The organism is Pseudomonas sp. 32_A (assembly GCF_017490905.1).
Taxonomy (GTDB): Bacteria; Pseudomonadota; Gammaproteobacteria; order Pseudomonadales; family Pseudomonadaceae; genus Aquipseudomonas; species Aquipseudomonas inefficax.
Map to the genome: position 1 here is coordinate 1 of NZ_JAFGYI010000031.1, position 13,814 is coordinate 13,814.

The following is a 13,814-nucleotide window of genomic DNA, read 5'->3' on the forward strand; positions in this document are numbered from 1 at the left end:
CATCGAAGACAGCCCGCCACAGGTATTCTTCAACCAGCCGCGTACCGAGCGGGCCAAGGGGTTCCTGGCGCAGATACTGCACTGAGACCTGTTCCGACCTCTTCGCGGGTAAACCCGCTCCCACAGGTTCATCATTGGTCCTGAAGGCCAAGGTAATCCTGTGGGAGCGGGTTTACCCGCGAAGAGGCCGGAACAGGCAACACCATCATTGCACCGCTGCAAAGACCCAACTGCATCGTTAAATATTATTGACCTTACCTCCCGCCAAACCCACGCCACCACAGGCCCGCATCGGTTTCAGCCCCCAAAAACCGGCGCATTCCCTGCCATCAAGCCCTGCTCCGTCGTTTGACATATCGAACGGCTCTGGCAAGCTATCTACAAGCCCCGACCGGAATCGTCGCCTCCGACGAGCCGGCAGTGCTCGGGGCTACAGGTCGCACCCATGGCCCCGCGCCGTGCACCTGCACAACAACGACAGGCCGAACCTGTCCCAAGGTGACATATGTCCAACAGCAACATTGGCAACAAGCAACCCTCCCTGCGCAAACCCGTCGTCCTGATGACCATGGGCAGCCAAGAGCGCAAAGGCCATGACTACCAGGTCATGACCCACAAATACATCACCCCGCTGGTCGAGTTCTCCGATTGCGTCCCGGTGCTGGTGCCCACCTGCTGCGGCATCGAGGACCTCGAGACCTATCTGGACATGGCCGACGGCGTGTACCTGACCGGCGCCGGCAGCAACATCGACCCGGCCCTGTACGGCCAGGAGAACGAAACCCCCGGCAAAGGCCAGGACCAGAACCGCGACCTGTTCGACATTCCGCTGGTCAAGGCCGCGATCAAGCGTGGCCTGCCGATTTTCGGCATCTGCCGCGGCATGCAGGAAATCAACGTGGCCCTGGGTGGCGACATCTACCAGAAGGTGTACGCCGAGCCTGGCTTCAATGACCACCGGGAAAACCCGGAAGACCCGGTCGAGGTGCAATACGCCCAGGTACACGGCGTGAAGATCAAGCCGGACAGCTGGCTGCGTGACACCCTGGGTACCGACGAGATTCGCGTCAACTCGCTGCATGGCCAGGGGCTGCACAAGCTCGGTGCCGGTATCGAGGCCATCGCCCATGCCGAAGACGGCCTGGTCGAGGCGATCCATGCCCCGAGCATTTCGCCGTTCCTGTTCGCCGTGCAGTGGCACCCGGAGTGGCAAGCGGCGAAGAACCCGGACTCGATCAAGATCTTCCAGGCTTTCGGTGATGCTTGCCGAGCCCAGGTACGCAAGGCGCAAATCAAGCGCCAGCACGCTGCCTGACCCTAGCTTTCCTCTGCTTTGATCGCGGGGCGGCGCAAGGCCGCCCCCGTTTTCCCGGTCACCCTCTGCTGGTCCCAGAACACTTCCCGTGGAAACGGGCGGCGGGCTTGTGCCTGTCTCCGCGATCTTTTTTCTTCCCCGCCTAGAGATACGATGACTGATCGCAGCTGGTCTGCCATCTGGGTATCGGGCATCTCTTGTTGTTCCTTGTGCCGGCCTCTTCGCGGGTAAACCCGCTCCCACAGGAATCTCCGCATCTTTAAGCGCGCCACGGTACCTGTGGGAGCGGGTTTACCCGCGAAGAGGCCGGCACAGGCCACAACACTCCTTCTGCCCCCCTCCACAAAAAAATCTCCCCAAGGGACTAGTCATCGTACAAGTTGTACGATAACTTACCTCCAACGCATAACAACACCCTTCACCCAAGCGCCACAGGATGCCAACAACAATGACTCCACAAGAACTCAAATCCATCCTCTCCCACGGCCTGCTGTCTTTCCCGGTCACCGACTTCAACGCCCAGGGCGACTTCAACCCCGCTGGCTACGCCAAGCGCCTGGAATGGCTGGCCCCTTACGGCGCCAGCGCCCTGTTCGCCGCCGGCGGCACCGGTGAGTTCTTCTCCCTGGCCGCCAGCGAATACAGCCAGGTGATCAAGACCGCCGTCGACACCTGCGCCAAGTCGGTCCCCATCCTCGCCGGCGTCGGCGGCTCCACTCGCCAGGCCATCGAATACGCGCAAGAAGCCGAGCGCCTGGGTGCCAAAGGCCTGCTGCTGCTGCCGCACTACCTGACCGAAGCCAGCCAGGAAGGCGTCGCCGCCCATGTCGAAGCGGTATGCAAATCAGTGAACATCGGCGTAGTCGTCTACAACCGCAACGTCTGCCGCCTGAACGCCGACCTGCTGGAAAAACTGGCCGAGCGCTGCCCGAACCTGATCGGCTACAAGGACGGCCTGGGTGATATCGAGCTGATGGTGTCGATCCGTCGCCGCCTGGGCGACCGCTTCAGCTACCTGGGTGGCCTGCCGACCGCCGAGGTGTATGCTGCTGCCTACAAGGCCCTGGGCGTGCCGGTGTACTCCTCCGCCGTGTTCAACTTCGTGCCGAAGACCGCCATGGACTTCTACAACGCCATCGCCCGTGACGACCACGCCACCGTGGCCAAGCTGATCGACGACTTCTTCCTGCCGTACCTGGACATCCGCAACCGCAAGGCCGGCTACGCCGTGAGCATCGTCAAGGCCGGCGCCAGGATCGCCGGTCACGACGCTGGCCCGGTGCGGACTCCGCTTACCGACCTCACCGCCGAAGAGTACGAACAACTCGCCGCGCTGATGGACAAGATGGGCCCGCAGTAAGCGCCGCCCGCGGCCTGCCAGATGCCGCGCCCGGAGTGGGCCAGCCCCACTCCGGTTACAATTCGTGAGCCCGCACAAAAATAAATAGTGGGAGTACTCCAGCATGCAAGCGACGAAGAAGACGCATGTGCGCTACCTGATCCTGTTCATGCTGTTCCTGGTGACCACGATCAACTACGCTGACCGCGCCACCATTGCAATCGCGGGCTCCAGCCTGCAGAAAGACCTCGGCATCGATGCCGTGACCCTCGGCTACATCTTCTCCGCCTTCGGATGGGCCTACGTGGCTGGCCAGATTCCTGGTGGCTGGCTGCTCGACCGCTTCGGTTCCAAGAACGTCTACGCCTTCAGCATCTTCACCTGGTCGCTGTTCACCCTGCTGCAGGGCTTTGTCGGTGGCCTGCCGGTTGCCTGGGCGGTGGTGACCCTGTTCACCCTGCGCTTCCTGGTCGGTTTTGCCGAAGCCCCGTCATTCCCGGGCAATGCGCGCATCGTCGCGGCCTGGTTCCCGACCCAGGAACGCGGCACCGCCTCGGCCATTTTCAACTCGGCGCAGTACTTCGCCACCGCACTGTTCGCACCGATCATGGGCTGGATCGTGTTCAGCTTCGGCTGGGAGCATGTGTTCGTGGTCATGGGCGCGCTGGGCATCGTGTTCTCCATGGTATGGCTGAAGACCATCTACAACCCGCGCCAACACCCACGCATCAGCCCAGGCGAACTCGAGCACATCGAGCAGAACGGTGGCCTGGTGGACATGGACCAGAAGCGCGGCAACGACGGCCCGAAATGGGGCTACATCAAGCAACTGCTGACCAGCCGCATGCTGCTGGGCGTGTACCTGGGCCAGTACTGCATCAACGCCATCACCTACTTCTTCCTCACCTGGTTCCCGGTGTACCTGGTGCAAGAGCGCGGCATGACCATCCTCAAGGCTGGTTTCATCGCCTCGCTGCCGGCGGTCTGCGGCTTCATCGGTGGCGTGCTGGGCGGGGTGATCTCCGACTGGCTGTTGCGCCGCGGCAACTCGCTGACCTTCTCGCGCAAACTGCCGATCGTCTGCGGCCTGCTGCTGTCGACCACCATGGTGTTCTGCAACTACGTCGACGCTGAGTGGATGGTGGTCGGCTTCATGACCCTGGCGTTCTTCGGCAAAGGCATCGGTGCACTGGGCTGGGCGGTGGTCGCCGACACCTCGCCGAAGCAGATCGCCGGGCTGTCGGGCGGGCTGTTCAACACCTTCGGCAACATCGCCTCGATCACCACGCCGATCGTCATCGGCTACATCATCAGCGCCACGGGTTCGTTCAAGTGGGCCCTGGTGTATGTCGGCGCCAACGCCCTGGTAGCGGTGTTCAGCTACCTGGTGATTGTTGGCCCGATCAAGCGCATCGAGCTGCGTGAAAGCCCAAAGCCTGACGCCGAGCCCGCGGCCGGCAGCAAACTGGCCGGCTCGCACCACTGAGTGAACACGCCCGCGTCGGCCACCCCCGCCGCGGGCGGATGTACAAAAGCCTGAGAAACCTGACAAGTAGGGCCCGAACATGCAGTTGATCGAACATTCCGACTCGCCCCGCTACGTCCGCCTGCACGATGACGACAATGTCGTGGTGGTGGTCAACGATGGCGGCCTGGGCGAAGGCGCCCGCTTCACCGACGGCCTGACCCTGGTCGAGGGCGTGCCACAGAGCCACAAGGTGGCCACCGTGGCCATCGCCAAGGGCCAACCGGTGCGCCGCTACGGGCAGATCATCGGTTACGCGCTGGAAGACCTGCGCCAGGGCAGCTGGGTGCAGGAAAGCCAGCTGGCCATGCCGGCCGCGCCGGAGCTGGACAGCCTGCCACGCTGCGACGCCGTCCCGCAGCCGCTGCCGCCGCTCGAAGGCTTCACCTTCGAAGGCTACCGCAACGCCGACGGCACCGTCGGCACCCGCAACATCCTCGGCATCACCACCACCGTGCAGTGCGTGGCCGGCGTGCTGGAGCATGCGGTCAAGCGCATTCGCAGCGAGTTGCTGCCCAAGTACCCCAATGTCGATGACGTGGTGGCCATCACCCACAGCTATGGCTGCGGCGTGGCGATCAATGCGCGCGATGCCTACATCCCGATCCGCACGGTGCGCAACCTGGCGCGCAACCCCAACCTGGGCGGCGAAGCCCTGGTTATCAGCCTGGGCTGCGAAAAGCTGCAGGCCAGCCAGGTGATGCATGACAACGACCCGTCAGTGGACCTCAGCGACCCGTGGCTGTACCGCCTGCAGGACGCCAGCCTGGGCTTTGTGGAAATGATCGAACAGATCATGGAACTGGCCGAAACCCGCCTGAAGAAACTCGACCAGCGCCGCCGCGAAAGCGTGCCGGCCAGCGAACTGATCCTGGGTATGCAGTGCGGCGGCAGCGATGCCTTCTCGGGCATCACCGCCAACCCGGCGCTGGGCTATGCCGCCGACCTGCTGGTACGCGCCGGCGCCACCGTGCTGTTCTCTGAAGTGACCGAAGTGCGCGACGCCATCTACATGCTCACCTCGCGGGCGGAAAACCAGCAGGTCGCAGACGCCCTGGTACGCGAAATGGACTGGTACGACCGCTACCTGCAGCAAGGCGCCGCCGACCGCAGTGCCAACACCACGCCGGGCAACAAGAAGGGCGGCCTGTCGAATATCGTCGAGAAGTCTCTGGGCTCGATCGTCAAGTCCGGTAGCGGCGCTATCCAGGGCGTGCTCGGCCCGGGTGAACGGGTCAACCGCAAAGGCCTGATCTTCTGCGCCACCCCGGCCAGCGACTTTGTCTGCGGCACCCTGCAACTGGCTGCCGGCATGAACCTGCATGTGTTCACCACCGGTCGCGGCACCCCGTACGGCCTGGCCATGGCGCCAGTGGTCAAGGTTTGCACCCGCAGCGAGCTGGCCCAGCGCTGGCCCGACCTGATCGACATCGACGCCGGGCGCATCGCCAGCGGCCGCTCGACCATCGAGGAGCTGGGCTGGGAACTGTTCCACTACTACCTGGACGTTGCCAGCGGTCGCAAGCAGACCTGGGCCGAACAGCATCGCTTGCACAACGACATAACCCTGTTCAACCCGGCACCGATTACCTGATGCCAACGGCTTGCCCAATTCAACAGTGCAACGCGGCCCCTGTGGGAGCGGGTTCACCCGCGAACACCGGCAAAGCCGGTGCCATACACCGAGTTGCCTGCTTCGCGGGTGAACCCGCTCCCACAGGGACCGAGCAAACGCCTCAAACACGTTCTCTTCCTTCACTACTCTCTAGAGGAGCACCCCATGCCTGAAATCCTCGGCCACAACTTCATCGCCGGCCAGCGCAGCGCCGCTGGCTCACAGCGCCTGCAGAGCCTGGACGCCAGCACCGGCGAGGCCCTGCCCTACAGCTTCGCCCAGGCCACCGAAAGCGAGGTGGACCAGGCCGCCAAGGCCGCCGCCGCCGCCTTCGCCGAATTCCGCCAGCTGGCCCCGGCGCGGCGCGCCGAATTCCTCGACGCCATTGCCGCCGAGATAGACGAACTGGACGACGCCTTCGTCGCCATCGTCTGCCGTGAAACCGCCCTACCCCCTGCCCGTATCCAGGGCGAGCGCGGTCGCACCAGCGGCCAGATGCGCTTGTTCGCCCAGGTGCTGCGCCGTGGTGACTTCCTCGGTGCTCGCATCGACCTGGCCCTGCCCGAGCGCCAGCCCCTGCCGCGCGTGGATCTGCGCCAGATGCGCATCGGCGTCGGCCCGGTGGCCGTGTTCGGCGCCAGCAATTTCCCGTTGGCCTTCTCCACCGCCGGTGGCGATACCGCTGCGGCCCTGGCTGCCGGTTGCCCAGTGGTGTTCAAGGCCCACAGCGGCCACATGGCCACCGCCGACCTGGTCGGTTGTGCCATCCAGCGCGCCGCCGAGCGCACCGGCATGCCCAAGGGCGTGTTCAACATGGTGTTCGGTGGCGGCGTCGGCGAGTGGCTGGTCAAGCACCCGGCTATCCAGGCCGTCGGTTTCACCGGCTCGCTGAAAGGCGGTGACGCCCTGTGCCGCATGGCCGCCGAGCGCCCGCAGCCGATCCCGGTATTCGCCGAGATGTCCAGCATCAACCCGGTGATCATCCTGCCGGGCGCCCTGGCCAAGCGTGGCGAAGCCATCGCCCGTGAGCTGGCCGGTTCGGTGTGCCTGGGCGCGGGCCAGTTTTGCACCAACCCGGGCCTGGTGATCGGCCTGCAGTCGCCGCAGTACAGCCAACTGCTGACCGAACTTGGCCAGCACCTGGGCCAGCAGGCCGGCCAGACCATGCTCAATGCCGGTGGCCTGCGCAGCTACGTCGGAGGCCTGGAGCACCTGCACGCCCATGCCGGTATCGAGCACCTGGCCGGCCAAGCGCAGGCAGGCAGCCAGGCGCGCGCCCAGCTGTTCAAGGCCGATGCCCGCCTGTTGGTGGAATCTGACCCGCTGCTGCAGGAAGAAGTGTTCGGCCCGACCACCGTTGCCGTGGAAGTGCAGGACAACGACCAGTTGCGCGCCGCCCTGCTCGGCCTGCGCGGCCAGCTGACCGCGACCCTGATCGGCGAGCCGGAAGACCTGCAGACCTTCGCCTGGCTGGTACCGCTGCTGGAAGAGAAAGTCGGGCGGATCCTGGTCAATGGCTATCCGACCGGTGTCGAGGTGTGTGATGCGATGGTGCACGGCGGGCCTTACCCGGCCACATCGGATGCGCGCGGTACATCGGTCGGTACCCTGGCCATCGACCGCTTCCTGCGCCCGGTGTGCTACCAGAACTACCCGCAGGCGCTGTTGCCCGAGGCATTGCGCGACGGTAACCCGCTGGGGCTGCGCCGGCTGGTGAATGGGCAGTGGAGTGACGGGGCGATCTGATCGCCCGTTGAAACCAGAAAGCCCCGCGCATGGCGGGGCTTTTCTTTTGGCTGTGGCTCCACAGGGCTCAAGCTCAAGGTGATCCCTGTGGGAGCAGGCGCGCCCGCGAAGAGGCCGGTACAGGCGACGAAAGCCTCAGGCCCCCTGCGCCTCGGCCTCTTCATGCGCCTGACGCAAGCGCTCCCGGCTATTGCTCAGGTGCATGCGCATGGCCATCTTCGCCCCTTCGCCATCACGCCGGGCGATGGCTTCATAGATCGCCTCATGCTCGTGCATCAGCCGGCTCATGTAGTGCGCCTGGTCATCATGGGCCAGCCGCGCCGAGTTCAACCGGGTACGCGGGATGATGCTGGTGCCCAGGTGGTTGAGGATGTCGGCGAAGTAGTGGTTGCCGCTGGCCTGGGCAATGCGCAGGTGGAACTGGAAATCCGCCGACACCGCATCCGTGGCGTGGGCAGCCCCTTCGTTGAGTTCGTCCAGCGCCGCACGCATGCCGGCCAGCTCTTCATCGCTGCGCCGCTGCGCCGCCAGGCCCGCCGATTCGATCTCCAGGGCAATGCGTAATTCCAGCACCGCCAATACTTCGCGCAGGGTGACCACGGTCGCCGGGTCGATGCGGAAACCACCCGCAGCCGGTGCGTCCAGCACGAAAGTGCCAATGCCGTGGCGGGTCTCGACCTGCCCGGCGGCCTGCAGCCGCGAGATCGCTTCACGCACCACCGTGCGGCTGACTCCCTCTTCGGCCATGATCTGCGATTCGGTCGGCAGCTTGTCGCCGCGCTTGAGCTGGCCGCTGCGAATGCGCTCGGTCAGCACCGTGACCAGTTCCTGGGCCAGACTGCGCGGCTTGCGCCGGGTCTTTGCCTGTACCTGCTGCTCTGTCATTGCCCTGTATTTCACCTTGAAAGACAGCGCTCATCATAGCGCAAGCAGTTGTACGATCACATACTCGCAGTGCGGTATTTATTCTCTCGGCTTGCATGCCATCAGTCGATGGTCAGCGACCATGATCTGACGGCAAATTGCTGGCCCCCAGTGCCTGCTTGTGAAGGCAAACTTCGTTTTCCTTCAGATGCTTAGGACAGCAACATGCGAGTACTTCTAGCAACGATGGCCGGCTGCCTGCTGGCCACGCTCGCTTTCGGCGCCCAGGCACGGGCGCTGAGCCAGAACGATCGCCACACCTGCGGCTGGGGTGCGCAGATAGCCGCCGAGGCCCAGCAGGCCAAGCTTTCCGGGGTAACCCTGTATGCCACGCGCAAGAAGCTGCAGGCACGCAAATTCCCCAAACCGTGGATGCGCATGACCGCCTTCGGCATTACCGAACAGACCTACAACAGCCGTTCGCGGATCAAGCCGGCAGCGATCAAGCAGACCTATTACGAGCAGTGCGTGCAGCATGCTGTAGCAAGACGATAACGATTGCCCGCGTACCCTGTGGGAGCGGCTTTAGCCGCGAAGAATCCAACGTGGTGCATGGCACCGGCTACGCCGGTGTTCGCGGCTAAAGCCGCTGCCACAGGGTCCCTGCCAATTCAATTAGTTATGTGCAATTCTATCGCCGCCAGGGTGCACCGGCCTCGAAGCGTGCCTCCATCCATGCCTTGAAAGCCGTCAGGGCAGCACTGTTGAGGCGCGCGGTCGGCCGTACCAGGTAAATGCCTGCCGCCACATCCAGCTGCCATTGCGGCAGCACCCGCACCAAGCGCCCGGCGGCGAGGTCCTCGCCCATCAGCCAGTCCCCTCCCGCCAGGATGCCAACGCCACGTCGCGCCGCCTCCAGCAGCGCTTCGTTGTCATTGCTGCGCAGGCTGCCGGCAACCTTGACACTCACCTGCTGCCCGCCACTCATCAGTCGCCATTCGGGAAAGCTTCGCAAACCACTGAAACCCAAACAGTCATGCCCGGCAAGGTCCTCCGGATGCACAGGTGCGCCATGCCGGGCCAGGTATTCGGGCGACGCACACAGGATGCGCCGATGATCGCACAGTTTTCTGGCCACCAGGCGGTTGTCGGCCAGCTCGCCAATACGGATGGCGGCGTCGAAACCCTCGCCGATCAGGTCAACGAAACGATCGGCATACTCGGCCTCCACCATCACCTGCGGGTGGGCCAGCACGAAATCAGCCAGCACTGCGCTCAACCAGCGCCGCCCCATGGCTGCCGGCAGCGCCAGGCGCAGGCGCCCGCGTACCGCCACCGCCCCCTCGGCAGCTTCCTGTTCGGCCTCTGCTATCAGTCGGTTGGCCTCGCGCACCTTGGCCACCAGCCGCTCGCCTTCATCGGTGAAACGCAACTGCCGCGTACTGCGCTCCACCAGGCGAATGCCAAGGCGCATCTCCAGTGCACTCAGGCGCTTGGACAGCACCGTGGGATGGCGCTCCAACTGGCGCCCGGCAGCGGCAAACGAGCCCTGTTCGTGCAGCGCCAGCAAGGTGGCAAGTTCATCGGCGCGGCGGCTGTCGAAGGCATCCATGGCAAGGCTCGGCACAAGGCTGTGGGTCAGGGATCAGGCAGTAAGGATTAGCGCGCCCTCCGACAGCCCTTGCTCCAGGTCCCCGTGGGCCCTGGCCGCTTCGGCCAGCGGGTAGCGACGCCAGACCCGAGGCTGGATGATACCCTCCGCGACCGCCGCCAGCACATCGTCGGCGCGCTGCTGGTACTCGTCGACCGTGCGGGTGTGTGCCGCCAGCGACGGCCGGGTCAGGTACAGCGAGCCCTTGGCGTTGAGCGTGGCAACCTCGATGGCCGCCGGCGCGCCGGAGGTGCCGCCAAACGACACCAGCAAGCCACGCACCCGCAGGCTGTCCAGCGAGGCTTGCAGCGACACCTTGCCGACACAGTCATAGGCCACGTCCACGCCCTGGCCCTGGGTCAGCTCGCGGACCTGGCCGGCCAAGGTTGTAGCGTCGAACACCAGCACATGGTGGCAACCCGCTGCCTGCGCCCTTGCCACGCTCTGCGGGCGTGATACCACGCCGATCACCGTCGCCCCCAGGTGCCTCGCCCAGGGCGCCATCAGCTGGCCCAAGGCACCGGCGGCACCGTACAACAGCACCTGGCTACCGGGGCCCACGGCATAGGTAGTCTTCAGCAAGTACTGCGCGGTGATGCCCTTGAACAGCACGGCGGCGGCGGCCTGGTCATCCAGCTGAGGCGGCAGCTTGACCAGACGCTCGGCCGGGTACAGGCGGCCACTGGCGTAACCGCCAACCGGGCCCATGGCGTAGGCGACCCGGTCACCCACCTGCACGTCATGTACCCCTTCGCCGACGGCAGCGACCCGCCCAGCCCCTTCCAGCCCCAGCCCGGAAGGCAGGTCCAGAGGGGCGCCGCCCTTGCGCTGCAACAAGTCGAGCGGGTTGACCCCCATGGCCGTCTGCTCCAGCCAGACCTGGCCGGGCCCAGGGGCTTGTGCTTGCAAGTGTTCAAGATGCATGACATCGGCACTGCCGGTGCTGTTGAGAACGATGCGGGTAGCCATGATCGAATCCTGTTGGATGGGTGTTCGAGTCAGGCTAAACAGGCAGCAAAAGTTGAACAATCAGGCGGGATGCAGATGATTTCTGCACCCCTTGCAGCAGGGACCCCCATGAAACGGGTTGCGAGTATAACCCCAACGACTGACACGGTCCTTGTAGGGCGGCCTTGTGTCGCGATGGGGCGCGAAGCGGCCCCAGGTTTTCAGCTTCGAGCAAAGTTTGTCGGGGCCGCTGCGCGGCCCATCGCGACACAAGGCCGCTCCTACAGGGACCGCGCCAGCTTTGGGTATTTGTTAAGCTGATCAAAACCGTAGGAGATGGCCAAGACCATTCGCACCATGGATGAATTACGCAAGATCGACCTCAACCTGCTGCTCGCCCTGCACGCCCTGCTGACCGAAAAGCACGTGACTCGCGCCGCCCTGCGCCTGCACCGCAGCCAACCGGCGGTAAGCCACGCCCTGGCGCAGTTGCGCAAGCACTTCGACGACCCCTTGCTGGTGCGCCAGAACGGCCGCATGGCCTTGACCGCTCGCGCCCAATCGCTGGCCAAACCGCTGCACGACGCCCTGGGCAACCTCAACGGCCTGCTGGCTGCCCCACAGTTCGAACCGGCCAAGGCCCAGCGGCGCTTCAGGCTCTCGCTGTCCGATTATTCCTCGCGGATCATCCTGCCACCCCTGCTGCGCCATCTGCGCCAGGTCGCGCCCGGGGTGGACCTGGCCATCAGCCAGGCCAGCCGCGAAACCATGCTGGCGCAGTTGCTCGATGGTGAACTGGACCTGGCCCTGGGCATCTTCCCCGACCTGCCCCTGGCCATCACTGCACAGCCGCTGTTCACCGACAGCTTCATCAGCGTTGCCGACCGCCAGGTGCTGCCGGCCAGCGGCGGCCTGGCCCTGGACGACTGGCTGGCCCGTCCGCATGTGCTGATGGCCATGCAGCCGGATGCCTTCGATGAAATCGAACGCGCCCTGGCCGCGCAAGGCCTGCGTCGGCGGATTGCCCTGGCCTTGCCGCACTGGAGTGCGGCGGTGGATGTGCTGGCCGGTACCGACCTGATCCTGACCGTGGCCAGCCGCGCGGTGGGCTCGCTGCACCAGCACAGGGCATTGCGCCGGTTCGAGCCGCCACTGGCGATTCCTTCGTTCGATTACCAGCAAGCCTGGCACAGCCGCAAGGACGACGACCCCGGGCATCGCTGGCTGCGGGAGACCGTGTGGGCGTGCAGCCAGCCGGGGCGCTGATCAGCCTTCCGGCTGTTTCACCACAGCAGTGGCACTGGCCGGCGTGCCTGCTGCCCAGGTGCCCTGCACCAGCAGCACGCCGCAGAGGATCAGCAGCACACCTGCCAACCTGGCCAGGTTGAGCGGCTTGCCCCCCAGCCCCATCACTCCGAAGTGGTCTGCGACCACCGCCGTGATGATCTGCCCTGCCACCACCAGCACCAGGAAACCCGCTGCGCCCAGCCTGGGGGTGAGCGCAGCGGCACCGGCCACGTACAGCGCCCCCAGCACACCGCCAACCCACAGCCACCAGGGCCCCTGCAGGGCTTTGCCCATGTCCGGCGCCGGCACCCTCAGGACCAGCAACGCGACGATCACCACCAGCGAACTAACCGTCAATGACGTGAACGCGCCCCACAACCAATGCCCCAGCGCCCGACCTACGGCGGCATTACCCGCAGCCTGGAACGGCAGCACGGCACCGGCAAGCAACGCCAGGGCAAAGGGAAGCGCCAGAAGGCACAAGGTCTTGCTGAACATGGCAGTCCTCATTCGTGACATATGTTCAGGCAATGATCGGAAAATTCCCTTTATCCATGGAAATCGAAAGTGTGCACGTACTTTATTCACCACATGGATACACGATCCACAGGTGCCGCGCAGTGAAGCCTGAGCCGTATCTATGGGAGCAACTGTCTTGCTCAAATTCCAGAAGTTGGCGCGATCTCTGTGGGAGCGGCCTTGTGTCGCGAATGGGCTGCAAAGCAGCCCCAGCAATTTCAACTGTTGCGCATCAATCCGGGGGCCGCGATGCGGCCCTTTCGCGACACAAGGCCGCTCCCACAGTTACCGCGACAACCTCGAGAGCAACGCGCTACCTGGACTGCGCCAATGAATGGTCAGCGCGAGGTTTCGACGCGCAGCACTTCGGTGTAGATCGCGTCGACCGTCTGGCCGACCTTGAGGTTCTTCATGCGTGCCTGCAGGTCAGGGTTCTCGACCTTGACCACCTGCAGCTTGCCCTCCGGCGGCAGCAGGCTCACCTCATGTGCCTTGAGGTCGATCTTCTTGATCTGTGACGTGACCTTGACCTGGCGGAATGCCTCGCCACCCGGGTTGGGGTTGTCTGCCGTGGCGCGGATGGTACCGGACTCTTCAGTCGCCTTCGGCGCCCCGCCTACTTCGGGATTCAGCACATAGGCCACCGCACGGGTCACGTAAATGTCGACCTGGTCACCCACCTTGAGGTTAGGCAGCGCCTTGGCCTTTTCCGTGAGCTGGAAGGTCACATCCTTCTTTTCATCAGGGCCTTTCACCGTGACCTGCCGGTTGGCCAGGTCGATGGCCGTGACCTGCGTGGTGACGTGGCTCTCCAGCGCCTCGCTGCCAATGGGAATACCGGCCGCCTGCACCGTGAAGCTGGCGGTGGACGCCAGAGTGGCAAGGGCAACGGCACGAACGAGGGAACGAATCGGATTCATAGGCCTGCTTCCATGTAATCAAGACCGGATAGGTGCGTGAAATGCTCACGCGCCAACAAGCATAGCCGTTACCTGCCGCCTTGCC

Annotated in this window: 12 protein-coding genes and 1 pseudogene; 8 read left to right on the forward strand and 5 right to left on the reverse strand. The window is 64.6% G+C overall.

Translation table 11 applies throughout. The features are described 5' to 3' along the window. From glnQ to J5M58_RS18320, 6 genes and pseudogenes are all read left to right on the forward strand, one after another. Positions 1–85 (forward strand): annotated as a pseudogene (gene glnQ, locus J5M58_RS28320) (glutamine ABC transporter ATP-binding protein GlnQ); the annotation flags it as partial. Positions 86–505: 420 nt separating this feature from the next. After that, positions 506–1,315, forward strand: coding sequence for a gamma-glutamyl-gamma-aminobutyrate hydrolase family protein (locus tag J5M58_RS18300; protein ID WP_015270696.1), 810 nt, complete (start codon positions 506–508; stop codon positions 1,313–1,315). Positions 1,316–1,763: 448 nt separating this feature from the next. Then, on the forward strand, positions 1,764–2,675 hold the full coding sequence (gene kdgD / locus J5M58_RS18305) for a 5-dehydro-4-deoxyglucarate dehydratase (RefSeq protein WP_112252593.1): 912 nt from the start codon (positions 1,764–1,766) through the stop codon (positions 2,673–2,675). Between the two features lie 103 nt (positions 2,676–2,778). Continuing rightward, positions 2,779–4,140: an MFS transporter gene (locus J5M58_RS18310; RefSeq protein WP_112252594.1), complete on the forward strand. Its 1,362-nt coding sequence runs from the start codon at positions 2,779–2,781 to the stop codon at positions 4,138–4,140. Positions 4,141–4,219: 79 nt separating this feature from the next. Continuing rightward, positions 4,220–5,773 (forward strand): galactarate dehydratase, encoded by a 1,554-nt coding sequence (gene garD, locus J5M58_RS18315; protein WP_112252595.1) that lies wholly within the window; start codon positions 4,220–4,222, stop codon positions 5,771–5,773. 186 nt (positions 5,774–5,959) lie between these two features. Next, the gene (locus J5M58_RS18320) at positions 5,960–7,540 is read left to right on the forward strand and encodes an aldehyde dehydrogenase (NADP(+)) (protein WP_112252596.1); all 1,581 of its coding nucleotides are present in this window, start codon (positions 5,960–5,962) and stop codon (positions 7,538–7,540) included. A 135-nt stretch (positions 7,541–7,675) separates the two neighbouring features. Here the strand turns inward: J5M58_RS18320 and J5M58_RS18325 are convergent, their stop codons facing one another. Next, entirely contained in the window at positions 7,676–8,425 is a 750-nt protein-coding gene (locus J5M58_RS18325; RefSeq protein WP_112252597.1) for a FadR/GntR family transcriptional regulator, read from the reverse strand. Positions 8,426–8,629: 204 nt separating this feature from the next. Here J5M58_RS18325 and J5M58_RS18330 point away from each other — a divergent pair, with 204 nt between their 5' ends. Continuing rightward, entirely contained in the window at positions 8,630–8,959 is a 330-nt protein-coding gene (locus J5M58_RS18330; RefSeq protein WP_112252598.1) for a hypothetical protein, read from the forward strand. Between the two features lie 136 nt (positions 8,960–9,095). Here the strand turns inward: J5M58_RS18330 and J5M58_RS18335 are convergent, their stop codons facing one another. Together J5M58_RS18335 and J5M58_RS18340 are read right to left on the reverse strand one after the other, a co-directional pair. Beyond that, a complete protein-coding gene (locus J5M58_RS18335; protein WP_112252599.1) occupies positions 9,096–10,016 on the reverse strand; it encodes a LysR family transcriptional regulator in 921 nt (306 codons plus the stop codon). 33 nt (positions 10,017–10,049) lie between these two features. After that, a complete protein-coding gene (locus J5M58_RS18340) occupies positions 10,050–11,024 on the reverse strand; it encodes a quinone oxidoreductase (protein ID WP_112252600.1) in 975 nt (324 codons plus the stop codon). A 336-nt stretch (positions 11,025–11,360) separates the two neighbouring features. On the opposite strand from J5M58_RS18340, the gene J5M58_RS18345 reads away from it, so the two are divergent. Further along, on the forward strand, positions 11,361–12,269 hold the full coding sequence (locus J5M58_RS18345) for a LysR family transcriptional regulator (RefSeq protein WP_112253231.1): 909 nt from the start codon (positions 11,361–11,363) through the stop codon (positions 12,267–12,269). Here the strand turns inward: J5M58_RS18345 and J5M58_RS18350 are convergent, their stop codons facing one another. Together J5M58_RS18350 and J5M58_RS18355 are read right to left on the reverse strand one after the other, a co-directional pair. After that, positions 12,270–12,788: a DMT family transporter gene (locus tag J5M58_RS18350; protein ID WP_112252601.1), complete on the reverse strand. Its 519-nt coding sequence runs from the start codon at positions 12,786–12,788 to the stop codon at positions 12,270–12,272. It abuts the gene before it with no gap. Positions 12,789–13,147: 359 nt separating this feature from the next. Continuing rightward, positions 13,148–13,729, reverse strand: a complete 582-nt coding sequence (locus tag J5M58_RS18355; RefSeq protein WP_112252602.1) for a hypothetical protein — start codon at positions 13,727–13,729, stop codon at positions 13,148–13,150. Positions 13,730–13,814 lie beyond the last annotated feature (85 nt).